The 23,264-nt window shown below is 58.7% G+C and carries 21 protein-coding genes and 5 pseudogenes; 16 read left to right on the top strand and 10 right to left on the bottom strand.

All coding sequences use genetic code 11. The features are described from left to right. The first annotated feature begins 65 nt into the window (after positions 1–65). The 11 genes from EN786_RS34030 to EN786_RS33995 all read left to right on the top strand — a co-directional run bounded on the left by EN786_RS34030 (position 66) and on the right by EN786_RS33995 (position 9,170). The gene (locus EN786_RS34030) at positions 66–1,097 is read left to right on the top strand and encodes a DUF1403 family protein (RefSeq protein ID WP_246688809.1); all 1,032 of its coding nucleotides are present in this window, start codon (positions 66–68) and stop codon (positions 1,095–1,097) included. 4 nt (positions 1,098–1,101) lie between these two features. Further along, on the top strand, positions 1,102–1,830 hold the full coding sequence (locus EN786_RS34025; protein ID WP_135909712.1) for an SMC-Scp complex subunit ScpB: 729 nt from the start codon (positions 1,102–1,104) through the stop codon (positions 1,828–1,830). A gap of 144 nt (positions 1,831–1,974) precedes the next feature. Beyond that, complete coding sequence (locus EN786_RS34020; protein ID WP_145972932.1) at positions 1,975–3,027, top strand: ATP-binding protein; 1,053 nt, start codon at positions 1,975–1,977, stop codon at positions 3,025–3,027. 46 nt (positions 3,028–3,073) lie between these two features. Beyond that, positions 3,074–3,808: a Hachiman antiphage defense system protein HamA gene (locus EN786_RS34015; protein WP_246688808.1), complete on the top strand. Its 735-nt coding sequence runs from the start codon at positions 3,074–3,076 to the stop codon at positions 3,806–3,808. Between the two features lie 27 nt (positions 3,809–3,835). After that, positions 3,836–4,756, top strand: a complete 921-nt coding sequence (locus EN786_RS39040; RefSeq protein ID WP_246688807.1) for a hypothetical protein — start codon at positions 3,836–3,838, stop codon at positions 4,754–4,756. Beyond that, the gene (locus EN786_RS39035) at positions 4,665–5,699 is read left to right on the top strand and encodes a DEAD/DEAH box helicase (RefSeq protein WP_246688806.1); all 1,035 of its coding nucleotides are present in this window, start codon (positions 4,665–4,667) and stop codon (positions 5,697–5,699) included. The genes EN786_RS39040 and EN786_RS39035 overlap by 92 nt, the downstream gene beginning before the upstream one ends. 10 nt (positions 5,700–5,709) lie before the next feature. Continuing rightward, complete coding sequence (locus EN786_RS39030; protein WP_246688805.1) at positions 5,710–6,399, top strand: hypothetical protein; 690 nt, start codon at positions 5,710–5,712, stop codon at positions 6,397–6,399. Continuing rightward, positions 6,381–7,229, top strand: a complete 849-nt coding sequence (locus EN786_RS39025; RefSeq protein WP_246688804.1) for a hypothetical protein — start codon at positions 6,381–6,383, stop codon at positions 7,227–7,229. The genes EN786_RS39030 and EN786_RS39025 overlap by 19 nt, the downstream gene beginning before the upstream one ends. 164 nt (positions 7,230–7,393) lie before the next feature. Further along, positions 7,394–7,582 carry a hypothetical protein gene (locus EN786_RS34005; RefSeq protein ID WP_135909708.1) on the top strand — a complete coding sequence of 63 codons (189 nt, stop codon included), beginning with the start codon at positions 7,394–7,396 and terminating at the stop codon, positions 7,580–7,582. A 2-nt stretch (positions 7,583–7,584) separates the two neighbouring features. Further along, positions 7,585–8,544, top strand: coding sequence for a RimK-like protein (locus EN786_RS34000; protein ID WP_135909706.1), 960 nt, complete (start codon positions 7,585–7,587; stop codon positions 8,542–8,544). After that, positions 8,541–9,170, top strand: coding sequence for a hypothetical protein (locus EN786_RS33995; protein ID WP_135909704.1), 630 nt, complete (start codon positions 8,541–8,543; stop codon positions 9,168–9,170). Before EN786_RS34000 ends, EN786_RS33995 begins: the two co-directional genes overlap by 4 nt. A 344-nt stretch (positions 9,171–9,514) precedes the next feature. Here the strand turns inward: EN786_RS33995 and EN786_RS33990 are convergent. The 7 genes and pseudogenes from EN786_RS33990 to EN786_RS33955 form a co-directional block, all read right to left on the bottom strand. Continuing rightward, a pseudogene (locus EN786_RS33990) lies at positions 9,515–10,470 on the bottom strand (transposase); the annotation flags it as partial. Between the two features lie 544 nt (positions 10,471–11,014). Then, positions 11,015–11,281, bottom strand: coding sequence for a pyocin activator PrtN family protein (locus EN786_RS33980; RefSeq protein WP_135909700.1), 267 nt, complete (start codon positions 11,279–11,281; stop codon positions 11,015–11,017). A gap of 956 nt (positions 11,282–12,237) precedes the next feature. Further along, positions 12,238–12,627: a DJ-1/PfpI family protein gene (locus EN786_RS33975; protein ID WP_135909698.1), complete on the bottom strand. Its 390-nt coding sequence runs from the start codon at positions 12,625–12,627 to the stop codon at positions 12,238–12,240. Then, positions 12,624–13,397, bottom strand: a complete 774-nt coding sequence (locus tag EN786_RS33970) for a DUF2182 domain-containing protein (protein ID WP_135909696.1) — start codon at positions 13,395–13,397, stop codon at positions 12,624–12,626. The genes EN786_RS33975 and EN786_RS33970 overlap by 4 nt, the downstream gene beginning before the upstream one ends. A gap of 1 nt (position 13,398) precedes the next feature. Further along, positions 13,399–14,988 (bottom strand): tyrosinase family protein, encoded by a 1,590-nt coding sequence (locus EN786_RS33965; RefSeq protein ID WP_189524351.1) that lies wholly within the window; start codon positions 14,986–14,988, stop codon positions 13,399–13,401. Between the two features lie 211 nt (positions 14,989–15,199). Continuing rightward, complete coding sequence (locus EN786_RS33960; RefSeq protein WP_135909692.1) at positions 15,200–15,445, bottom strand: hypothetical protein; 246 nt, start codon at positions 15,443–15,445, stop codon at positions 15,200–15,202. 7 nt (positions 15,446–15,452) lie between these two features. Then, a complete protein-coding gene (locus EN786_RS33955) occupies positions 15,453–16,949 on the bottom strand; it encodes a S8 family serine peptidase (RefSeq protein WP_189524350.1) in 1,497 nt (498 codons plus the stop codon). Positions 16,950–17,375: 426 nt separating this feature from the next. Between EN786_RS33955 and EN786_RS33940 the strand changes: the two are divergent. Continuing rightward, positions 17,376–17,789: pseudogene (locus EN786_RS33940) on the top strand (recombinase family protein); the annotation flags it as partial. Between the two features lie 268 nt (positions 17,790–18,057). Continuing rightward, positions 18,058–18,280, top strand: a pseudogene (locus EN786_RS39020) (nucleotidyl transferase AbiEii/AbiGii toxin family protein); the annotation flags it as partial. Between the two features lie 93 nt (positions 18,281–18,373). On the opposite strand, the pseudogene EN786_RS33930 reads toward EN786_RS39020, so the two are convergent. Further along, positions 18,374–18,857, bottom strand: a pseudogene (locus tag EN786_RS33930) (hypothetical protein); the annotation flags it as partial. Positions 18,858–18,913: 56 nt separating this feature from the next. Between EN786_RS33930 and EN786_RS33925 the strand changes: the two are divergent. Then, positions 18,914–19,189, top strand: a complete 276-nt coding sequence (locus EN786_RS33925) for a hypothetical protein (protein ID WP_135909688.1) — start codon at positions 18,914–18,916, stop codon at positions 19,187–19,189. Next, a complete protein-coding gene (locus EN786_RS33920) occupies positions 19,186–19,887 on the top strand; it encodes an IS6 family transposase (protein ID WP_135909686.1) in 702 nt (233 codons plus the stop codon). Before EN786_RS33925 ends, EN786_RS33920 begins: the two co-directional genes overlap by 4 nt. Positions 19,888–20,557: 670 nt before the next feature. On the opposite strand, the gene EN786_RS33915 is transcribed toward EN786_RS33920, so the two are convergent. After that, on the bottom strand, positions 20,558–21,406 hold the full coding sequence (locus tag EN786_RS33915; RefSeq protein WP_135909684.1) for a hypothetical protein: 849 nt from the start codon (positions 21,404–21,406) through the stop codon (positions 20,558–20,560). A gap of 241 nt (positions 21,407–21,647) precedes the next feature. Between EN786_RS33915 and EN786_RS33910 the strand changes: the two genes are divergently transcribed. Next, positions 21,648–22,265: a hypothetical protein gene (locus tag EN786_RS33910; protein ID WP_135909682.1), complete on the top strand. Its 618-nt coding sequence runs from the start codon at positions 21,648–21,650 to the stop codon at positions 22,263–22,265. A gap of 41 nt (positions 22,266–22,306) precedes the next feature. Here the strand turns inward: EN786_RS33910 and EN786_RS33905 are convergent. Then, positions 22,307–23,264: pseudogene (locus EN786_RS33905) on the bottom strand (transposase); the annotation flags it as partial.

The following is a 23,264-nucleotide window of genomic DNA, read 5'->3' as shown; positions in this document are numbered from 1 at the left end:
AAAGGTGTTGCGACAGGCGCGGCGGTTTGTTCGTATTGTCGTTGTTAAAAGCGCCGCGATGATTCATGCTGTCGACGATGATTCTCCACGCCAAACCGCCTTCGCGACACGCAGTCCAGCCGCTCGACGCCGCGCCGAGCCTGCCCATGGCGACCGTGCCATCCTGGCTGCGCAGGGCAGTCGAGACGGCGCAAACCCTTGAGGATGCTGCGCTTGCCGCCGGCGCGGCGCTGACCGCGCTCGATGCTGTCGTGCGCCGGGACGAAAAATGGGCGGGCGCCTGGCGGCAGCGCCTCGCGCTGGCGGCGGCCGCGGCGACGGCGCGCCAGGCGGGGCGCACCGAGGACGAGGCCGCGCTGCGCGACGCCGTGCTGCTCACCCGCCCGGGCGATTTTTCGTCCGTCGGTCCCGCCGGTCTTTTGCTCCTCGCCTGGCGTCGGTCGGCATCTCGGCCGGCGGAAGAGCTGCTGACGGAGAAAAACCTCACCGCGGTCTTAGAAGAATTCGGTTTTTTCGCCCGCGACGGCGCGGCGGTCGGCGATCTCCTCGAGGATCTCCGCCAGCTGTCTACGGCAGCCGGCGTTGTCGAGATGCTGACCGGCGCATTTGCGAGTGCGGAACGCGATGGCTTCGGACGCAATTTGGGTTCGTGGCTCGCCGACGCCCTGCTCGCGCAAAGACTGGGATGGCCGCATGCGGTGCCACTTCTGCGAGCGCAGCCGGGATGGGGCGGAAGCACGCGTGGCGTGCGAGCGAGAACAACCGGTCTGACGCAGAGGGATCAGGCGCCAGGCGGGGAGAGGGTGCAGGGCCTGCTCGTGGCTCAGGCGCGCGCAGCGCTGCGGGCGATCGACCTCTCGACCGAGCTCGGGCGCCGCGCCGAACGGCTCATTGCCGTCGCGCCGAAACTGCGCGCGAAGGGCGCGCACGCTGTCGTCGAACAGCTGCTGTCCGACGACGCGCTCGTGGCGTCGCGCGGGGACAAAAAAACCGGGATGAGCGACCGCGGCCTGCGCCGCTTGTTCGACCGACTGGTCGATCTCGGCGCGGTTCGCGAGCTGTCCGGCCGCACCACTTTTCGCATCTACGGGCTTTAGGCCGATGGCGGAGGCGGCGCGCAAGAGGCGAGGGCAGGGCCGGTCAGATGACCATCGATCAGGCGACCGCCTGTTCGATCGCGATCTCGACCACCTGCCGGCGGAGGTTCGCTGGCGGGAGTGGATGAACCGCGTCGAAGCGACGATTTTTGCTGCGAGCGAACCGGTCAGCCGCGAGACGCTGTCCCGCATTGTCGGAAAAAGCTGCAGCATCGACCTTTTGATCGACGACATCCGGGAGGAGCTGCGTGGCCGGCCCTACGATCTGGTCGCCGTGGCCGGCGGTTTTCGGCACCTGACCCGGCCGGCCTATGCCGACGCCATCCGCAGTGCATTTGGCACAGCCGTCGGCGCAAACGGGCGTGCTGTAGACCTGACGCAGTCGGACGTGCTGGTGCTGATGTGCATCGCCTACTTCCAGCCGATCACCCGCGCCGAGCTGTCCTCCTTCTTCGGCAAGGAAATCAGTCGCGACCTGATCGGCAATTTGCGCGGTTTCGGCTTGATCGCCTCCGGTCCGCGCAGTCCGACGCCCGGCGCGCCGTACACCTACGTCACGACCAAAGCGTTCCTGCTGGAGTTCGGCCTCGACACACTGCGCGAGCTGCCGGATTTCGAAGCGCTCGAGGATGCCGGGCTGCTCAGCAAGGAGAAGCTGCTCGCTGGGGATTTGCTCGGAACGTTCGGTCCCAGTGAAGACTCGACCACAAACGACCAGGAGGGCGTCGAGTAGACTGACTGAGGCTGAGGACCGATCTCCTCCATTGCGCCGACTTGGCAGAGTATCCATCGACGAAGAAAGGCGCGATAAGAGAGGTGATGAACATAAAGTGGGTTGGGGAGTCTATTGAATACCAGAAAATCTGCAGCGCTCACAATGGAGCGTATCCGCGATGGTATGATCCAAGAGGGTCAGGCGTACGAGTTCAAGAGACTCGTGAATCTGGACGATCCGCGCGGAAAGTCGAACCTTATCGATGACGTTGTGGCCTTCCTCAATGCCGGGGCAGGCCATCTCATTGTTGGTGTCGGTGAGAAAAGAGGTGTGTTTGAGCGATTCCAACCGCTGCAGGGGGATAAGGATGTCCTTCGCCGGCGTTTGACCTCCATCATCCAGGACAGCATCGATCCAAAGCCGATGAAGGTGTTGGTGGAGTTTCTCGACATCGATGGCGAAAACTACATCGTTGACATCGTGCTGCCGGCCCACCGGCTGAGACCGTACCAAAACAAGATTACAGGCGGTTTCTACCTGCGCACCGGGGCACAGAATACGCCCATTCCACGAGATCAGGTCCATTCGCTGTTCACGTCCATTGAGCAGTTCGAAGCGGATACGGCGAAACTCATGGAGCGGGAGAATGCCGCGGTCGAAGCCAGGGACATAATGCAGAACAACGGCGCCACGCTGCACGTCGCGATCGTGCCGCAGGAGCACTATGAGCGCGGAAGAGCCCCTTTCGACCCGGGACGGGGCGTACTTAAGTCTATCCGCCATTACCACAATCATAGTGGGAGCGGAGTGTTCAAAGGTTGCGAGGATGGTGTCGAGGTCCGAGATGTTACCTTCGACGAGAACCGTGCGACATCGCGGTTCTTCATCGGGGACGATTGGTTGATCCACTCCTATGTCGCCCATCCCATCACAGCGGATGCCAGCGGGCGGATTACGATTCACGAGTTCCACCGCGCCTTAGGTCGCCACCTCCGTGACATTCAGTTGCTTCTAGACGATTCCGAAATTCGCGGATCGTTCGGTGTCTTGCTTGCGATGAAGAATTTGAAGCGCAACCCAAAGCTGGCGTGGGGTTTTCCAAACACAAACTCTGCCACTATGTCCCGTCCCGCACGGGTCGAGCGGGTTGACGATCCCGATCTCGTCGAGCGCTTTCTCGAGAAGGTCAGAGGAGTTTCTGTCTACGGCCGATAAGGTCCGAACGTGACCAGACGAGTCGCGACTGGAATAGGGAAGCACGATGCCGCTGTTCGATGATTGGTGCGACTGTGATCATCAGGAGGATGGCCGCAAGCATCTTCGCCGCCTCACAGAACGCGCCGATGGTCGGGCTGCCATCGCGGACCGACTGCCTGATCTTGTTCGCTCGCACTACGATGACATGGCGCGCATTGCGGACGATATTCTCGAGTTGGGCTTTCCTGGCGCCGCTGCGGTGCTGGCGGAGCGCCTTCCCCGATCATCGCGTGCGCGATCGGGCGAGCTGGGTGAAATCTTTGCAACGGAACTCGTCGAGGAGCAACTCGGTTTCTCCGTTCCGGTTCGGCGACTTCGCTACAAGGACGGTCGAGAGATGGCCTTGCGAGGCGACGACTTCATCGGCGTGCGTGTCGATGCCGCGGGGGAACTCTTCCTGCTAAAGGGGGAGGCCAAGAGCCGAGCCAATCTTGCCGGCGCAACGATATCCGAAGCGCGAGCGGCTCTGTCCCGCGACAACGGGCGTCCGACCGCGACATCACTGCTCTTTATCGCCGACCGGTTGATGGAGCACGAGGATGGTGGCGCAGTCCTGGGCCGCGCGATCCGCAATGAAGTGGCCAATCGTGCAGTGCCGGCCGCGCGCATTGACCACGCCCTCTTCACAATGTCGGGAAACGCCGCGCCACAGCTCTGCTGGATGATCTTCAGGCAGCCGGTACAGAGCGGACCCATACCGTCGTTCATCTTCGGATCGCTGACCATCAGGAGTTTATAAGGCTCTCCTACGAAGGAGCGCTCGCCCTTGGAAACGATTGAGGAGCTGACCGTCTTTCTGACCCAGACGGCAGCGGACGGCGCCAGGGGCCGACTGCAGGCACGCGGCGAAGCGCATGCAATTATTTGCCGGGAGGGGACGCTTCCCGAGGACGCGCCCGCCTTTGGCAACACCATAGACACGGATCTTGCGGAATACGCGTTATCGCTTTTGCGCGCATCGATGGCTCTTCGCGAGTCGCAAGGCGACGCCGATGTTTGGCGGAAAGGCTTTGCACGCGCGGGGAACGCGTTTGAGGCGCTGGTCCAGAATGGCGCGCCAGAAGACGTCAATCGTGGCTTCTATCGAATAGCGGGCGCTGCTGCCTATCACCTTGCAAGCTATTCAGCCTTGGCCTTCTCGCTGATCGCACAGCGGTCTGACCGGCCGAACTTTGCACCGGCGGAGGAGGCATTGGCGTTTCTTATCCTGCGCGATCTGGACACACTTGGTACGCGAGCAAGGGCTTGGCTTCTCGACCCCGCACACGGAGACGATGGCATCGCGCGTTCAGCCGCGGATGGCGAGCTCGACCCGGATGAGGTGGTGACGGTCATTGTCACGACGACAATCTTTCGCGCGTTCGCGTTTTTTGAGTTCGCACTTCAAACTGGAGTCGTAGCCCTTGCTGATGAGGCGAGATTGTTGCTGCGCAGGGCAATTTCCCTAGCAACGCATTCTAGTGCGGTGAGCCTTTGGTGGACTGCACGGATCGCGCTGAACTTGATCGATGACCTGGGCCAGCAGCTTGCATCAGGTCCTTCCTGTCGAAGGTCCGGCTGGCGCCGAAGGATACCGGGCCCTGCGGAAACTCTTCGTGGGAGAACTCTATTCCCGGCGCGTTGCCGAGGTCGAGCTATGGCCGTCGCAACTCGAGGCGGCTCACAGAGCGACAGACCTCACCGATGATCTTGTTGTTGCGCTCCCGACGAGCGCTGGCAAAACGCGCATAGCCGAGATTGCTGCGCTGATGGCGCTCGCATCGGGTCGCCGCGTTCTGATCGTGACACCGTTGCGCGCCCTTTCTGCGCAGACGGAGCGCTCCTTTCGGAAGACGTTCTCCAGTCTCGGCTTCACGGTTTCATCGCTCTATGGCGCCAGCGGTCTGGCGATCGGCGATGAGGACGCCCTGCGATCGCAGGACATCGTGATTGCGACACCAGAAAAACTCGACTTTGCGCTGCGCAACGATCCAACCATTATCGATGATGTTGGGCTTGTCGTTCTCGATGAGGGCCATCTCATAGGACCGAGCGAACGCGAGATTCGCTATGAGAGTTTGGTGCAACGACTGCTCCGCCGCCCAGACAATGCGGGCCGTCGCATCGTATGCCTCTCTGCGAGTCTCCCCGAGGGAGACCAACTCAACGATCTCACCGCCTGGATACGCAGTGACGCGGCCGGCACTCCAATACAGTCGGGCTGGCGCCCGACTCGGCAACGGTTTGGAACACTCGCTTGGCAGGGCAATTCTGGCCGGCTGAGTTTCGACCTTGAAGCAGGCGGCCCCTATATCAGGCACTTCATTCCTGAGCAGCCTGCAATCCGACCACGCCGAACGCCGTTCCCGAGGGACAACAAGGAGTTCACGCTCGCTGCGGCATGGACGTTTTCGGCACAGGGAAAACGAGCGCTGATTTTCTGCACGCAACGTGATCACGTCGAGGGCTACGCCGAGACGATTGTCGATCCGGCGCGGCTACTTGCCGTCCCTACTCGAGAACGCTGCGCAAGTCGAACGCGCTTTGGCTGTTGGTCGCGAATGGCTGGGGCAGGACCATCCGGCAGTGCGATGCCTACCCATCGGCGTCGCAATACATCATGGTCGTTTGCCTGGCCCGTTCCTCCGTGAGGTCGAGGCGTTGCTCGCTGCCGGGATCCTCCGCGTAACCATCGCCTCGCCCACTCTCGCGCAGGGGCTCAATCTGAATGCTGCGGTGCTGCTTATTCCAACGCTCTATCGAGCGGGCGTGCCACTTTCGGGCGAAGAGTTCGCCAACGTGGCCGGCCGCGCCGGCCGCGCCTTCGTCGATCTGGAGGGCCTCGTTCTCCACGTGATGTACCAACCCGAAAACTGGCGCCTCCGAGCTTGGCGCGATCTCGTCGGGTCCGCAAAGGCGCGATCTCTAACCAGTGGGATCATATCGGTCGTTGCTGAAGTCATGGCCCGTCTCGCGCGGACAAACGTCTTCCTGCGAGCGGATGCCATGGAATACCTCGCCAACGCGCAGGAAGCGTGGTTTCCGCAGGATCAAGCGGGGGATACGGACTCCATCGAAAGCTTGATCGAACGGCTGGATGCTACCGTTTTCGGATTGATTGAAGCTCTCGACGCCGATAGCGCAGAATTGCCGCGCCTGCTGAACGACGCGCTGACCGGGTCCCTCTGGGCACGCCAGATCGGGCGCCTTGGCGACCGGGCCCGATCGAACCAGCTCTGGGTACTTTGGGCGCGTGCGAACCTGATATGGAACAAGTCGAGCGCAATGCAGCGTCGCGCGACATTCGCCATGGGTGTCGGGCTGGAGGCTGGTTGGCAATCGACGCGATAGCAGAAGATGTCACAGCCTTGCTCGACCAGGCTGATACTGCCGCTTTGGCCGGAGACCATCCTGGCCTCAGCAGCGCGCTCATTAGCATGGCCGAACGGCTGTTCGCGATCCGGCCGTTCGTTCCGGATGTCGATCTGCCTGGCAACTGGCGCAATCTGCTCAGCTCATGGTTGGCCGGTACCGATGTCGTCGCCCTTGGACTGGACAACATGCGAGTTGTTGAGGACGCCTTTGTCTATCGGCTCGTCTGGGCGATCGAAGCCGTCCGGATGCGCCGCCGCGCTCGCGGCGGCGAGTCTGAGGTTATCGAAGGAAGCGCCGCCGCTACGATTGAGGCCGGCGTTCCGCAGACGATGATGGCGATGCTTGTGCGAGCAGGGCTGCCTTCGCGTGTCGCGGCCATTACGGTGATCCGTGAGACGCAACCAACTTTCGTGACTCGCGGTGAGATGAATCAATGGCTGGGCTCCAATGAGGTCACGGCGCTTAGCGACCAGGCGCATTGGCCGACCGTCGATACCGCCGCGATCTGGAGGCAATTCCGGACTGAGGCACTGTCTGGACCTATCTTGAAGTGGATCGCGCAGGAGTGGACCATGCAGGGCGCTGTTCCCGCATTCGCCAGCCCTGCGATTCCTGGTCGGATCAGCATCGATCCGGCCAATGGCGCGGTCACAGTGACCACTCCGGAATTCAGGCGGGCCACTGGGGTCCAGCATCGTTTGCGGCAACTCGCTCCAAGTCTGTTGCATGTCGAATACGCGCCTGACGGACAAAGCTGCCGCATTTTCAGGATCGGTCGTGGCGAAGCTCGGTGGGAAATGCCTTGATTCGGCCTCGTCGGCGGCCCTCTTGGACAGATTGGAAGTTCGCTGTCGGCACCTCTGAATGAATGATCCCAAGAACTTGTGTGTTCATCGGTTTTCTTTATCGTAAACGGCACTTGATTTTTTGCCGCGTCTAAAATCTTATTCCAAGATAGGGGGCGATCCTGATGCATATTTTGCAAACCAGGGCGAAGAAATACCAAGCGAACGGAAATGGGCAGCCAAAGGACGCCACCTATGATTTTGTGGCGGGCGTTTGGCGTAATCATGAGGGCTTGGTAGCTTTCCAGCAGGGGAACGACCCCGCGACCAAGAAAAATGACCTTGAAACCGGAGAGGACCAAAAAGGGGAATAACTTTGCCGATTGAGGTGGATGTACTGCTCCTATCGAGCTTGGCTGATCTTTCCACCGACCGCATCTGCTATCATCTTTCGGCGATGGGAGTTCAATTTCTGCGGTTGAACAGAGAACAATTGCCGGACCTCCGTCTTCAAATAGATCCCTTGAGGGCACGCCTGACCTGCAGTTATGCCGACCATGTATGGAACATTGCGTCCAATCTTAAGTCTGTGTGGTGGCGACAGCCAACGTTTCTCAGAAACACGCCAGGTAGAGCGCTGACGGTCGAGGAACAACTCGATCGCTCTCAATGGTCTGCAGCGATGCGTGGGCTGATGCTTTTCGATGAAGCCCGTTGGTTCAATGATCCTGCGGCGACGTATCGCGCAGAATCAAAACCGTATCAGTTACGGGTGGCCTGCAAGCTCGGTTTCGATGTGCCTGAAACGCTTGTTACAAATGACAAGGCCGCCGACGTTCCTTGTCTCTTGGGGCAGAAATTGGCGATCAAGAGCGTCGATACGGTTCTTCTATCGGAGGGGAGCAGTCAACATTTCGGATATACCATTCTTACCGATTGGTCCGATTGCGTCGACGTGGACTTTCACACGGTTCCTGTTACCTGCCAGGCGCTCCTGTCACCGAAGTTGGATCTCCGGGTCACGTTGATCGGTGAACGCCTTTGGTGCAGCACGGTAGAAACTGATGAAGGTGGAGTTGAGGGGGACTGGCGTCTACGCCCAAAGACAGAACTCGTTTACAAAGAGCACCAACTTCCAGCCGAAGTCGAACGACGTTGTCGGGCGATGATGAGCGTATTGGGGCTAAGATATGGTGCGATCGATTTGGCTCTCTCCGCAGGGCGATATTGGTTTATAGAAATCAACCCGACAGGTGAGTGGGGCTGGCTTGATCGCGATGGTCGCGGAATCTCGGGGGCCATAGCACAGGAACTGGCTTCGGAGGTCCGGACGTGATCAAGGCACTGTGGTCGTTTCTCTTCGATGCGTTTCGGACGCCTTTGGTCAATCGTCGTATAGCGAAGCGACTTCAATCACTCGATTCACACGAATCGTTCAGTGATATTAGGTCGCTCAGTGACGGTGATATTAAGAAGTATGTTGATTCCGAATGGACGCGCGCAAAAGAACTGGATGACAAACTATCGAAACTTACAGCGTCGTTGTCTATTGCGCTGACTGTGGGTGGAGCAGTGGCGAAAACGATTGTCGACGGCTTGGCTGCATCGCCAATCAAGATCGCCGTGCTTACGCTTTTATTCCTGTCGATGGTGTTCTTCCTATACGGAGCCATTCTTGGATTCAGAGGCCTACGACCCAAGCCTCGATTCGGTTATGGCGCGAAATTCATGAATGCTGTCGAAGCGGGCGGGGAGGACGCTCGAAAAACATTAAATGAGGCTGCCGCCAGCTTCGAAGTTCTCAATATGATACGAGCAAACGAAGCGTCTGCCGCGATCGACCTTATCCGAAACGGCATCATTTTCTTTGCTGTCGCTATGGCCCTCAGCTTTGTTGCCCCACCTAAGTCGCCTGACGCCCACCCCGCGCTCCCTCGAACGGGTGTCCAGTCAACACCCTGATCGTTGCGGGATATCGGTCCAAATTGGGGACCATGAGGATTTGTGGGGCAGTCACGTTGCGGCCGACCAAACGGGCAATTTCTGTGGCGCGGTTCCGGCCCGCTCAGAGAGCCTCCGTAACTAACCGCCCCACAGTTCCTGATGCTCTCCAGGCACACTCGTCGCACATGCCTCAGCCCGGTTTTAGGCGCGCGCGGTAGACGCTCGTCTTGAACGGCGCACACCCAAGATCTCAACGGAGCAGATGACGAAGCTCCAGGACCAATCGGGTGAGATCGCCCGCGTAGCTTGCGATCATCGCTGGCAAAAATGTTTTGTCGCTTGGCACTTAAACGGGATCTTCCTCAATTTGTGTGGCGCGGTGGCAGCATTCGTGCTCTCAGCAGTTCGGGGCCTGCCCTGCCGTACATTGCGCGCTTGAGGGTCTTGAGGCGGTTGATCTGACCTTCGGCCTGTCCGTTGCTCCAGGACAGCTCGATGGCGTTGTTGACGGCATCGATGTCTCTGCGCAAAACACGGGCGAATCGCATGATCGGAATGATGTCGGAGTCGATTGCATCGTCGATCCAGGGGTCCAGTGTTTCCGACCTCTTGCTCCGAAGGATACCGTTGAAGCGCATTGCCAGGCGTCGCATCTCGGCGAATGCGTCAGATCCCTGCTTCAGGGCATCGACTTTCCTTGCTTGTCGAGGCGTCAGCAGGCCTCTTGGCTTTATGCACAGCGCCGCGGCAACAACTGGCGAAATCGCGTGGCCGGTATCCGGATCTCGAACGGGTCCCAAGCTGATCGCCATCGAAGGAACATCATCGGCGCGCACTCTTTTCGGCCCGCCGCCAAGCTCCCAGCAGTCGCTCCAGATTGGAGAAGCTGCCGGTGTAGCCGCGCTGCTTGACATAAAAGATGCCGTCCGCAGCGGTTCCCTTCCTTCCAGCATTGGGCAAGGAACGTTTCAAAGCACCATGGTGATGTGGGGTTCAATGCTGCTCGCCGCCTATCTGGCGGAGCCTTGAACTTGAGCCACTTCGCTACGCTGCGACGCTCGTAGCCGGTCCGTCGGGCGATCGCGCTGTAGGATAGACCCTCCTGGCGTAAGGCGTGGAGCATCTCGAATATCTCCTGGCGAGACTGCCTATGCGCGAGACGGGCACGCCGGCGATGTGTCGCAGCGTCGACAAGAGCGTCCTCGGACAGGATGGATCTTCCTGAAGCACGTCCACTAAGGCTGATCTGTTCCTCGATTGCCGTACGAAGATTCTGGACCAGATGAAACCGGTCGGCCACCTGGTGAGCCTGCGGTGCGCGTCGCTAACAGCGGATGAACCACACAAATTGAGGAAGACCCCGTTTAAGTCCCATGTGACAAACGCCCCGATGTCTCTGCCATCACGACGGCTAGGCCGACACCTGTCAACTTACCCAGGTTGCAGGCGAGGGTTCGCGATGTGACAATTAACGGTCCGGCATGAAAGCGGGCGATACCGCAACGTCGTTTCCGAATCGGTGGAAACGTGAGACAAGCATAGCAATCATAGCCGCCGTGGCGGGCGTTGGAAGAAGGGGCTAATATGGACAGAAAATACCAAGTCTTACAGCAACTCAAAAACGCTGAGGCTGGGTTGAGCTACGGCCTACATGTATTTGGCGATCACATAGCCAAACGCGAGAAGTATCGGTCTATAGATGGCATCCAAGCCGTGCACTTCTATCTGATGCAGAAATATCATTGGTTGCCAGCAGTTGTTAGAAGTATGTCGGACGAAGACCTACGATTTTGCCTAACAGAGGAAATGGACGGATGGGTATTGCCTGGAGACGCCAGGGAGTAGCTCAGTCAGAGTGCCTCTCATCGTCTTCCATTCAGCTGGTCGTTCTCTTTCTTCGCGGCCTCGCGCCGCTTGTCAATCCAGGTGGCGAGGTCGAGCAAATATACCCCCTTCGCCGCCTTCTGGCTGCTCTCGATCCTGACCACGGGCAAATCGATCTCGCCGTCTGTCGTTTTGCGGATGAGCACCTGCGGCGTGAGGTGCTGGAAATAGTCGCGGCACACAACGTCAATGGGGATAATCGCTGCACCATTGTATTGCGCGAGCAACAGAAATGCCGTGTTCATATCAAGCCTAGCTCCGGTTCCGTCCGACCAAGCTTGAGCTTTTGCCGTGCTTTCGACCGCCTCCGCAAGAGTTGCTGAAAACGCAACAGCGCGCCATGGGGTTCGCAACGTCGAACCCGCTAATTCAATTCCGGGACGGGACGGTCAGGCCGGGGCCCTCACCGTTGTTGCCCCAAGAATGAGAAACGGGTTGTTCGCTTTTCAGTTCAAAGCTCTAAAATTTGCATCCGTCCAATAAGTCCCCTCGATCCAGGCCGTCGCCGTAGCTTTGATCCGAATTTCGTTTTCGCTCCGTGCCGGCAGCGACAGTATCGTTTCCGCCAAGGCGAAGGCGGGTGCGCTAGCGGCCTCGATCATACCGCATTCATCATCAACGCTAGACTAATCCACTCGGCGACCCGCAGGCTAAAAAAGCAGAACTTGCCAGATCAAGATCGCTCCGGCCCTGCGACGATGCAAGCATATAGATTAGCGGCCTTATGACAGCCACCGCAAGTAGCCGAGCCTAGAAGTCAGTCCGTGCGAGCCCCTTAACGAAGCGGTGGATTGTTCAGCTTACCGTCCAGAAAAGTGACGGTAGATGACCTCACCCATCCCTTTTCTTGCGCCATGTCCCAACGTTGACGACTCGCGGAGCATTACTCACGAATAGCTTCGCTTTGTAACGTCGGACTTCTCGCAGCCACGCAGTGGCAAAAATCTCCAAAAATCAACGGCCAGATGCGTTGCTTTCGATGTTAGAAGATAATCGTGTTCCCCCGGGGAAATGCCGAAAAAGCGGGCAAGCGTCATTATCGGCGTCAACAAGACCGGCGGGCTGCCGGTTCTAGAAGGGTGTGCCACGGGAGCCAAAGCGGTCGCAGACTGGCTGACAGGTGAAGGGTTCGACGTTACCCTCCTAACCGCCTTGATGCACGGCTCGCGGAAAAGCGCCCAACAGCGGCCACATCGCCGCTTCAGGCCGCCAAAACCTCATCGCCGTGCATGAAGGCGGCTAGGAGACCGGCTGCGGCAAGCAGAAGCGCCCCTTCGCACACCGAGCAGACCCATCGTGCATTTTCAGCAGTGCGGACGATGTAATCCAGGTAGTGCCCGTCTCCGCCACGGTTCATGATAGGTGCCATGGCGTTCGGATTGCCGCCAGGCACCCAAAGCACATCAACTTGCGTATTATCGTCGTAGGAGTGTGTGGCCAAAAATCTAAAACCGTCACGTGTAACGACCGACGTATCCACTGATCCGCCTACCAGCCTGACTTCGAGGTCTGGCACCAACTTCAGCACTTCTTGAGGGCCGGAAACACCCAGAAGGTCTACTTCATCATAAACGGGAATGCTGACAATCATGACGCGCCTCGACTGACTGGCTGGTGACCTCGAGGAATGCTGAGCGAAAGCCCTAGGGCGGAGAACCAGCTAGGTTGTCGTGGTTCACGGGTACGCTCAAATAAAGATACGGACATGGCAGCTGCCATGACGCCCCATTGAAGCAAGCCGCTGCTGAGAAGTGCACAGAGCATGAATGCCCAGCACGTGCCGACACACCAGAAGGCCCGTACGAAACCAAACATAAGATCATCCCTTACGGCCTTAAACCCGAAAGCAGCTAGGGTTGGCCGCCTGTGGCAGCGGTTGAGGGAAAGTTGCTTCCAAGGGGTGGCTTGCCACGACAGTGCTATGAAAGCCGCGGCCACGATCGGATCGACGCCGGTCGCAAACAGCAGCACCTGTATCAGGATCGCGGTCGACATCAGTAACGCGCCTGCCGCGATCCAAACGAACATGTAGGCGCACAGAAACAACCCTATCGCGCGCCATCGACGACGGCTCAGGCTTTGTCGCCAAAGGTGCAGCAACGGGGCCGATAGCAGGGGCGGCATCATGGCGACAAGCATTGCCAGCCAGGAGCCTGCCGCAAGGACAAGGTCCGCGGATGCAAAAGTCGCTTCCGCTCTTACGGCGATCTGTTGTCCAAAATTCGTAACCGACAGGCAGAGGTCAGGCATTGCAGGAACATCCGCCGAACTGGCCAGGAGAACCCATCCGGCCACCGTCAGAAAAAGAATTGGTCGTGGCACTCGCGATAGTGCGATCCAGGCGACGGTGGCCGCCCGCATCTCACTGTTCCTGCCGATAGATGCTGACGCGCCCTATGGAGATATCATTACTCGTGGCTCCTGGCACAGCAGCCACCAGCTTTACCGATAGCTCGTCTTCCAAGCCCGAGGTGGCGTGCTTGGCGTCGATGATACTCGTGATGTCAAACGAGGCAGTGACGCCATTTCCGGAGGAGGCGGTTGGGTGACTGACTTTGCTTACACCGAACATGGAGAACGAACCGGCCAGATGCTCAGTGTCGTCCTCAGGATCGACGTCATCGGGGAGACCAACATAAACGTAGAATATCGCCGCGTCACTCGGACTTTTCACGTTTTCTAGGTTAAGAAAGACCCGGTCCGGCTCGCGCGCGATGCCAGGGCCGACGGACAGTGCTTGCGAAAGCCTCTGCTTTTCGCCGCTGTCCAGTTTGATCGTGGTCTCAACGACATCGCTGTTAAGACGTACAACCGAGCTATTTGCTCCCACAAGGGACGGCGATTTTGGCGGTGCCATTTGAAGGCCCCCTGAAAGCTGGGATGCGACTCGAGGCGAAACACCTAGTCGTTCGAAACGGACCGCTACCCGGTCTGTCGCCTCCGCAATCTGCGTGTCATCATCGTAGAGATATCCGAGTTTCGGCGCTTCGGTATCCAAAACGTCACGCGGCGTGAACGTATAAAGCGTACCATCAACTGCCGGCATTGTGAAATGCCGGTCTCTCGGCCCGTTCAGCCAATCGGGATCGGTCGGATCGGCAAAAACGTCAGGCCCATCATTCGGTCGGCGTACCTGCCTCAACCACACCTTCCACAAGCGGTCGATATTCGCATGGTGCAACCAGAAAATCGGGTCCAACGCTGCTGTATCCGGATTGGTCATGAGACCGAGGTCGAACCGATCCTGGCTGAGCCCATTGCCCTTGAAACCTCCACCGACCCAGACATGCACCGGTCCATGCGGTTGTTGTTCCAGGCCACCGAACTTACTTTCACCTTCATCGCCATGCCAGAAGGTGGTCTTGACGCCGCCAAAACCGGCGGGCCCCTCTCCAGGCGTACCTTCAAAGAACTTCTCGCCGAGCGCTGGACCAATCGGCACCACCCTTCGATCGAGGATCAGCGGCGTCTGAACGATAGGAACCTGGGCCGATCCATACCTGCGGGTCACATGGAGGAAGTTTCGACTGCCGTCCGGCCACTGAGGCTGTGCGAACGCCCGAGGCAGTTCCAGACTTTGCCTGTCGCTTGAGTAATCCCAGTAAGGCAGCGCCCAATCGGACGGTCCATGCAACTTGACGATTTCATCACGGAGAAGGGCCTCGAACGCTGCCAGATAACCACGATGCCACGGTAGAAAAAACCATGTGAGATGCTGGCATTGATTCCAAAGTTTCCGCAGTTGCTGACTGTTCGGCAACGGCGTTCCCTGAGGTATGTATCCAAACTTTCGCCAGACTTCTTCGTCGATACCGTGCATGGCCGCGAGTGACCACCAACTGGTGGGGTCAGAAAGGTCTCGCTCCTGAAGTTTGCCTATGGCCCTGCTGTACCACAGCAAGGTTTCGTCATTTGGCGGCAGTTTCCAGACGTTTCGGCGAACGAATGACATGATCTCCCCCTCGATCAACACCATCGCTCAGGCAAAAGCCAAAGGCTGCACGCCAATATACTTGAAGTTGGAGTTGGCGCAAGTGCGAGTCAATGCTCGAAAGTATTCGTCAAAGGAATTCTGGCGTTTTGCCTAGTACAATCGTCAAAAAAAGACCTAATCCCGCAACTAGTTGTCGCGGGGACCAACTAGCAGAAGAGAAGCCGGCAGGTTACCAGCCGATTTTCTTTCTGGTATCAGGGACGGAATACCGCTTCATCGGGATCGCCTTCCATCCGGTCAATCCTTGCGTGGCGGAACGTATGGTTTCTTCGTCACCTTCGACTAGTAACGAGGAAGCCTTTTCGTCAACAACGACGGCACCAGCACGACCGACTCTCTTGGCGGTCTCGCTTGAAGATGGCGCAGCCGCGTGTTCCTTCCGCAAAATTACCTGCTGCATCACTATATCGCTCATGATCATCCTAACCTGGAAGCCCGAAGCCTTCGTAGTCCCGGCCAAAGCCAAGGGGCGTCGCCGATCCGAACAGCTTGTCTCTCAGAGCGGTACTTTTGCTCGCACCGATCAAACCTAATATAGTAGCGTCCGCGGCCAAAAGATAGGCTGCGAACCCAGCCAACGCGGGACTCGCCATCGAGGTTCCGCTCATTGCACCGAACGTGGCGCCGGGCAGGGTAGAAACGACCCCGACGCCAGGACCGGTTAGATCTATCTGCGGCCCGAAATTAGAGAACGCACCCAGGAAGGTCTGGTTGGACCCATGCGGCTTGGCGATATCGCTGCTTTCCGATGAAGGCGTTGGAAAGGAACCCGTCCAACCCGCGGCCGATACCGCCACGCAAAAAGGCAATGCAGCTGGGTAGCTCACGGGCTTGCGGCCGTCATTGCCGGCTGCGGCGACGACCAGAACTCCATTATCCAATGCCGACCCGATCGCAGCCCGCACCGCTTCATCCTCGGCTCCGCCGCCGAGGCTTAGATTAACGACATGGCAGCCATCCTGAACAGCTCTATCGATCGCGTTCATGATGTCATAGTTGGTGGCTCCACCTCCTTTGTGGGGAAACACCCGGTAGCTTCTTAAAGTTACACCTGGCGCGACCCCCGCAAGATCGATGCCGCCGGCCGGTCGTGCCCCGACAATGCCCGCGACGTGGGTCCCATGTTCACCGTCGAGAGCGGCAGGTCCCCAATCGGCGATCTGCCCTGGATCGTCCTTTGTTTCATCGAGGACCATGTTGGCTCCGCCAGACACATTAGGTAATAGCGGATGGTTTGGATCGATGCCGCTGTCGACAATGCCGACCACAATGCCCTCGCCAGCTGTCAACGGCAGGCTGCCTCTGAACCGGCGCAGTGCCAGAAGGCTCTGTGTGAGGTCGATCTGCTCCAGTTGCAGGCTGGCTCCGGCCGAAAGCGTGAAATTCCGCTCGAAGCGACCCCAGTAGCGAGGCGGCCCATAGACATAGACCCGTTCCAAGGTCGTGCCGAGCGCAATTCGGAGTCGAACGTCGCCACGAGCGTCGGTCCTGCCCTCATCGCCCGCTCTCGTGCGGAAATTCGTGAAGGCGATAACGCGCGCATCGGCGAGTGGATTGCCTCCCAAATCTTCGATCCTCAGGACGCTCCCTTGAGCGGCGGTGGCAAACACGGCCGCCGCAGCTTCGCGCTTTATCTCGTATATCACCCGCATTTTCTCGTAGATGACGACAGGAACGATTTTGAGCGACGGTTCCTCGAGCCTCAGCTCAAGCTCCGTTTCAGGCGTCATCTCAACGAGCTTCGGTCCATCGACACTGACGGAATCGATGACATCGACCTGGCTAGTTGCAACCCGCGCCGCAGGAGCTTGGCCCCCGACGGCCGCTGCCAGCGAAATCGTCGACCGAAGGGACGCGGCCTGGGCCAGCGTCTGAGACTTAAAACCATGTGCAGGAAGAACAACATATCGCTTCAGCATTGATCCATCCCCCAAGGCAATTGACATCGCCGCGTCTGACACATCCCCGACGCCAACGGCTGACAGTATGCTTTATTTACAAGACAATGGTGTTCTCCGCCAGTAATCGAAGAACAGATCATCCACGGCAAGCTCTATTTCACAATGCCCGACGCATTGTGTATGGCGGGGGCGACGTCACGACGAACCCGGTCGACTTCTCCCGCCGTAGCGAGGCTCCGACGGAGTGCAGCGTCGCCAGCACTGCCGGCTTTGTCCCTCGAAGATCATCGAGGCTGACAACAGCCCCTCCTGGTCGGGCATGCGAACCGCCAGTTCCAGACCCTGGCCAGGCCCGAGCTCGTGGAGGCTTCTCATCGCCACCACGCACGGCACGGCCACTGTCCGCCTTCTGCGCTATCGGGCGTATTCCCCGAACTTTCTAAGCTATCAGAGAAGGGCGCGCATTTCCGATCTCTCCGAGATCCAATCGACACGTCGACGCCACAGGGCATGTTTTCGCTACAGGTACTCGGTGCCGTTGCCCAGCTCGAGCGTGCGCTGATCTCGGAACGGACCAAGGCCGGCATCATCGCTGCAAGATCGAAGGGGCGACTGCTAGGCTATCCAGGTATCCGGGAGCGCAAGCCCGAAGCCCTGGCGAAAATGACCGCGATACAAAAGGCGGCTTATGGCCGACGGCTACAATCAACGATGAACCAGTGGCTTCCGACGGTCCGCCGGATGCGACCAGACCATAACTGGGACGACATCGCTCGGGTCCTGAAGCAGCGCGGCCTCGACTGGACGCCTGAACGACTGCGGCGGGCAGTGAGGTGGCTCGTCACCGAGCGCCTGGCTCCGAGGAATGCCAACGCCGAGCATGAGAGCGCGCGAGTATGCATATCAACCAGAAGGCTAGCGTCGTCCTCGCTCAATGCTGGCGTTGTTGCAAGTAGCAACAAACCGATTGAACCAAAGTGCTTGAACATTAGCAGCACTCCCCCCTTTGCCGACGCCACCATGCATGACGGGGGCCGGGTGCGCAACTTTTAGCGACTCCCACTGTCGCTTGGCACATCGCGATGCCGTTAGGGGAGGACGGCAACCACCCCATCTGCCAAGCGACAACCTCGGCGCCGATTGTGCGCGGCATGCGCGGATGTTTTTCGATGATCTCGCCTCAGCAGTTCCGGGCAGCTTCGCGATCGCGCCGGTCTCCGAGATGGAGCCCGCGCTCGCGCGCGACTATGCCAATACGACCGCCATGATCTTCGGCACATCGCCCCAACTTCGACGATATTCTAGCATCGGCACGTCAGATCGAGCAGAACATAAACGAACGCGCCTAGTCGGCGGTGTCGGTTAGACGCCGCCGACTAGGCGCGTTCGCCTGCCCCCATATGCGGACAGGCCTCCGAACAGGGGCATGCGCGGGCCGGCTACTATACGACGGCTGACTTCAGTACGCCCGTGCGGCCGGGATGCTGGGCCTTTGGATTCTGGCGCCACCAAAACTCAACCGTGACAGGGATGCGCCACTTTTTGGCAAGGCGGTCGACCTCTTTCCATGCGTCGGAACCGGACTGGCCCTGCACCGAAATACCCAGGTCAGGGTGGTACTTAAACTCCTCGTCGTCGACCTTGGCGGCTTTGGCCGGGATCCCCAGTTCACGGACAAGCTTGTCACCGTCGAGGCCCTTTGACTTTAGTTGCGCAATCATCGTGAGCAGGATCGACGACCATCTAGGGCTCGGGATCGCTTTTCCGTTGATGGTCGCCGACAACGGTTTCGTGAAAGCGAGACCGGGCGCGACGTCGAACTGCATGGCGCCTCCCTTCGAGAAAGACGACGGCTTCATCGGGCTCATCGTCGCGCTCCAAGCCGAGCTGGTCCATCGCCTCCTTCACGACACGATCCAGCGTCTCGGGTAGCGCAGGTCATCGTCAGGATGGATTGGCGCGGGCTCGCTGACCGCGTGCTCATGTGGGACAGCTTCCAGGTAGTCGTCTCCAACAAGCTCGCCGATGATCGATTTGCCAGGACAATCACGCTCCAATGGACCGAACTTCGGGACGATTACTTCGGGGCGCTTCGTCGCGTGGCTCTGCCTTTCTTGAGCCTCTTCGCGACGCAGGGCTGGTTCCAGCCAGACAGTTGGCTGACACCCGAGGCGGTGCAAAACGAGTTCAAGAGGCTCGAGGGGCGTTATCAACTTAACTCGCGTTCAGGGATTTGCGGCATAGACCCGATGTCATGAACACCGCAACCGTCAGCTACAAGCGCCATCGTTTCCCGCCGCAGATCATCGCCAATGCAGTCTGGCTCTACTACAGGTTCCCCTTGAGCCTGCGTCTGGTCGAGGAAATGCTGCTGGAGCGCGGGATCGTGGTTTCGTATGAGATAATCCGCCGGTGGGGCATCAAGTTCGGTCCGCATTACGCTCGCCGCTTGCGCCGCAAGCAGCACAGCCGAAACGATGTCTGGCACCTGGACGAGATCGTCATCACCATCGCCGGCAGGAAACACTGGTTGTGGCGCGCCGTCGACCAGGATGGCTATGTGCTCGACGAGATCGTCCAGAACCGCCGCAACACCAAAGCGGCCAAGCGCTTGCTGACGCGGCTGCTGAAGAAGCAAGGCGTCGCGCCGAAGCGCATGATCACCGACAAGCTGCGCTCCTATGGAGCAGCCAGGCGACAGGTGATGCCGGACGTCGAGCATCGGTCGCATAAGGGATTGAACAACCGTGCCGAGAATTCGCATGTGCCGCTGCGAAAACGGGAGCGGATTATGCAAGGCTTCCGATCACCAGGAGCACTGCAACGCTTCGTTTCGATCTTCTCGGCTCTGCGCAATCTCTTCGTCCCGCCACGCTCAAAACGCTCCGCTCTCGCTACACATATTCACCGCCTGCAGGCCATGGCGGAATGGAAAGCCGTGGCCGTGGTCAGCTGACATCAGCGGCTGCAGGTCTCAACGCGTGTATATGCAGACAACCTGACATCCCCGCTCCGCCAATGACTGATTCGGAAAAGCAGGAAGCCCCGAAATCGCATATGCTGAATTGGTCTCACAGTCGTCAACCGCACTTTGCAGATTGCTAAGATAGCTTGCTGCAGCCCCGCCTCCATCCCAAGCCCGACAAGAGACGGCCCGAGATCGGAGGCCTCCCGCACCAGAATTCGAGCCTCACGACAGTCCACCAGCGCCTGATCGATGGGCTGGGCCGTCGCGGCATCAATCCAGAAAAAACAGAAAGCGGCGAAAGCAACAGTCGTGTCATAGCATCTCCCCATTGCGGAATGGCCGAGTGCGAAGTCTTCAGAATACACCTACTAGCGACGGCTTTGAATAATAAAACAATGATGGCTAAGGACCCAGGCACCCAGCCGATGATCGACGTCGGTGCCGCTACGCTGGCTGGTGTTTGGGCCCTAGTAGTCGCGGTGGTATCGGCGCTAACGGCTCTGATGCGTTTCTAGGGTCCCATGCCGGAATTTTTGTTTGCTCGACCATCAAGGCAGGCCCGCCCGAGCAAAACAGCTATTGAAGGTGAGCTTGGGCAGCCCGTGAATTATACTGTCGACGCTGTAAGCGGCGACGCGGCCGTCACCGGAAGCTTACCCTACGACGTTGGCGCCACAACAATCGGCGCGACATGAGCCCATTCGATACGCCAGTCGAACCTCTCGCCACCGCCATTGTCAGCGTAAAAGACAGTGAAGGAGTCGTCATCCCGGAGGACGCCAATGTCGAGGATCTGGCGGTCGCCCGGCTGGAAATTGAATGCCCAGCCCGTCAGCATGAAATGGGCGCGCGACGGCGTCGGGAAGGGTACCCTTTGCAGTCCGTCGGCAGTGCCTCTCTCTATTCCGGTTGTGACATTCAAACCGACGGTGGGAATGACAACGAAGTCGACAAGATAGCCGAAGGTGTCTCCGCTGTTTCCATCGCGCAGGGCAACATTCAGCTCATTGCCGGTGAACCAGACTCCGACGCGGTCCAATTCCTGCTCCCTGTTGCCGATGAAGAAGACTCTGAACCCCACCAATGCTATCAAGGGGCGGCGCAACGCATCTCCATTGTCCGCGCTGTCCATGACCTCCGGTGGAAGCTCGCGTTGACACGCACCGACGCATCCCACATCCCTGATCTGAAAACGGCGAGCACCTGGAATCCGCAGGAGCGAATGGGAGATATTGTAGCCAAACTCTTCTCCAGAAGGGTCGGCATCCTGCAGGCGAACTTGCAGCCTCCCGTCTGGAATGCTGGACGGTTGATTTTGTGCGTTGGGCGATAGATCCTCTGCTCTGCCGCCAGCCAACACCTGAATAAGGACTAATTCACGGTCCCGCCCGGCAGGGTAGGTAAGCCGGAAGCTGCGGAGTGCCGGCACTCGACTCCCGAACACTGCATAAGGCTCACCGTCCGCATCGAAAGGCTCTGCAGTGCCTTGTGCTGATACAATCGCCATCGCCATCTCCTTGAGATCGGGACGTGCCTAGAGAGATTTTATGACCGGGGCCGGAGGCTACCCACGACGCATGAGGCTACGAGGAACTAAGTACTCAATCCTTGAACTGCTGCCTGCAGATGAAAATGGCAGCCCGCCCAGGCACGCGACGTATCATACCATGTTCTGGAAAATTGCGCGAGATCCATCTGAATCTGTTATCGTGGAGGAACAGTCTAGCAAGTGAAGAGGAGCTGTCGAAATGGAAGTTTCCGCAGAACTTCGCTGGTTTTGGGACACCGTACCTCCCAATCTCTATGATTGGTTCGTCAACTCCCCCATGCACCCGTTTGCGGCTGGAGGGAAAGAGCTGCGAGAGGACGTGTATCTACATGATCCCGAACAGGTCGAACTGGGAGTGAAAGCCCGAGGAGAAAAACCAGGGCTGGAGGTAAAGGGTCTGGTCGGCCGCACCGGGTCACTTTCAGAAGGTGCCTTTTGTGGTGAAATTGAAATCTGGACCAAATGGACGTCACGAGCATTGACGTTACCTGCCGCGACGATAGCCACTTCTAAAACAAGGTGGTTGCGAAAATTTGATACTGGAGAGGGAGCGCCGCGGGAGATCGAGTTGAACGCGAAGGGCAAACCGGTTCGCGAACAGTTACCAGCCCGTGGCTGCAATGTAGAACTGACAATGGTCAAAATTGAAGATGTCGTTGCCTGGACGTTTGGCTTCGAGGCCTTTGGTGAACTGGATCAAGTCTGCGAACAACTAAGGGCCGTGGCGGCATCGATGTCAGCAAGAGAGCCGCCTGATTTCGGTCGTTCATCCTTAAAAAGTTATCCCGCCTGGCTTGCAGGCAGGCCGCGATCTTAGCACGCGTCCTATTGTCGCTTGGCAGTTAATTGGGTTCTTCCTCAATTTGTGTGGCGCGGTGGCAGCATTCGTGCTCTCAGCAGTTCGGGGCCTGCCCTGCCGTACATTGCGCGCTTACGGGTCTTGAGGCGGTTGATTGACCTTCGGCCTGTCCGTTGCTCCAGGACAGCTCGATGGCGTTGTTGACGGCATCGATGTCTCTGCGCAAAACACGGGCGAATCGCATGATCGGAATGATGTCGGAGTCGATTGCATCGTCGATCCAGGGGTCCAGTGTTTCCGACCTCTTGCTCCGAAGGATACCGTTGAAGCGCATTGCCAGGCGTCGCATCTCGGCGAATGCGTCAGATCCCTGCTTCAGGGCATCGACTTTCCTTGCTTGTCGAGGCGTCAGCAGGCCTCTTGGCTTTATGCACAGCGCCGCGGCAACAACTGGCGAAATCGCGTGGCCGGTATCCGGATCTCGAACGGGTCCCAAGCTGATCGCCATCGAAGGAACATCATCGGCGCGCACTCTTTTCGGCCCGCCGCCAAGCTCCCAGCAGTCGCTCCAGATTGGAGAAGCTGCCGGTGTAGCCGCGCTGCTTGACATAAAAGATGCCGTCCGCAGCGGTTCCCTTCCTTCCAGCATTGGGCAAGGAACGTTTCAAAGCACCATGGTGATGTGGGGTTCAATGCTGCTCGCCGCCTATCTGGCGGAGCCTTGAACTTGAGCCACTTCGCTACGCTGCGACGCTCGTAGCCGGTCCGTCGGGCGATCGCGCTGTAGGATAGACCCTCCTGGCGTAAGGCGTGGAGCATCTCGAATATCTCCTGGCGAGACTGCCTATGCGCGAGACGGGCACGCCGGCGATGTGTCGCAGCGTCGACAAGAGCGTCCTCGGACAGGATGGATCTTCCTGAAGCACGTCCACTAAGGCTGATCTGTTCCTCGATTGCCGTACGAAGATTCTGGACCAGATGAAACCGGTCGGCCACCTGGTGAGCCTGCGGTGCGCC

Origin of the sequence: Mesorhizobium sp. M4B.F.Ca.ET.143.01.1.1, assembly GCF_004792275.1 — a bacterium.
Lineage (GTDB): Bacteria > Pseudomonadota > Alphaproteobacteria > Rhizobiales > Rhizobiaceae > Mesorhizobium > Mesorhizobium abyssinicae.
Note: the sequence above shows the minus strand (reverse complement) of the source record. Positions and strands in the feature narration are given on the sequence as shown.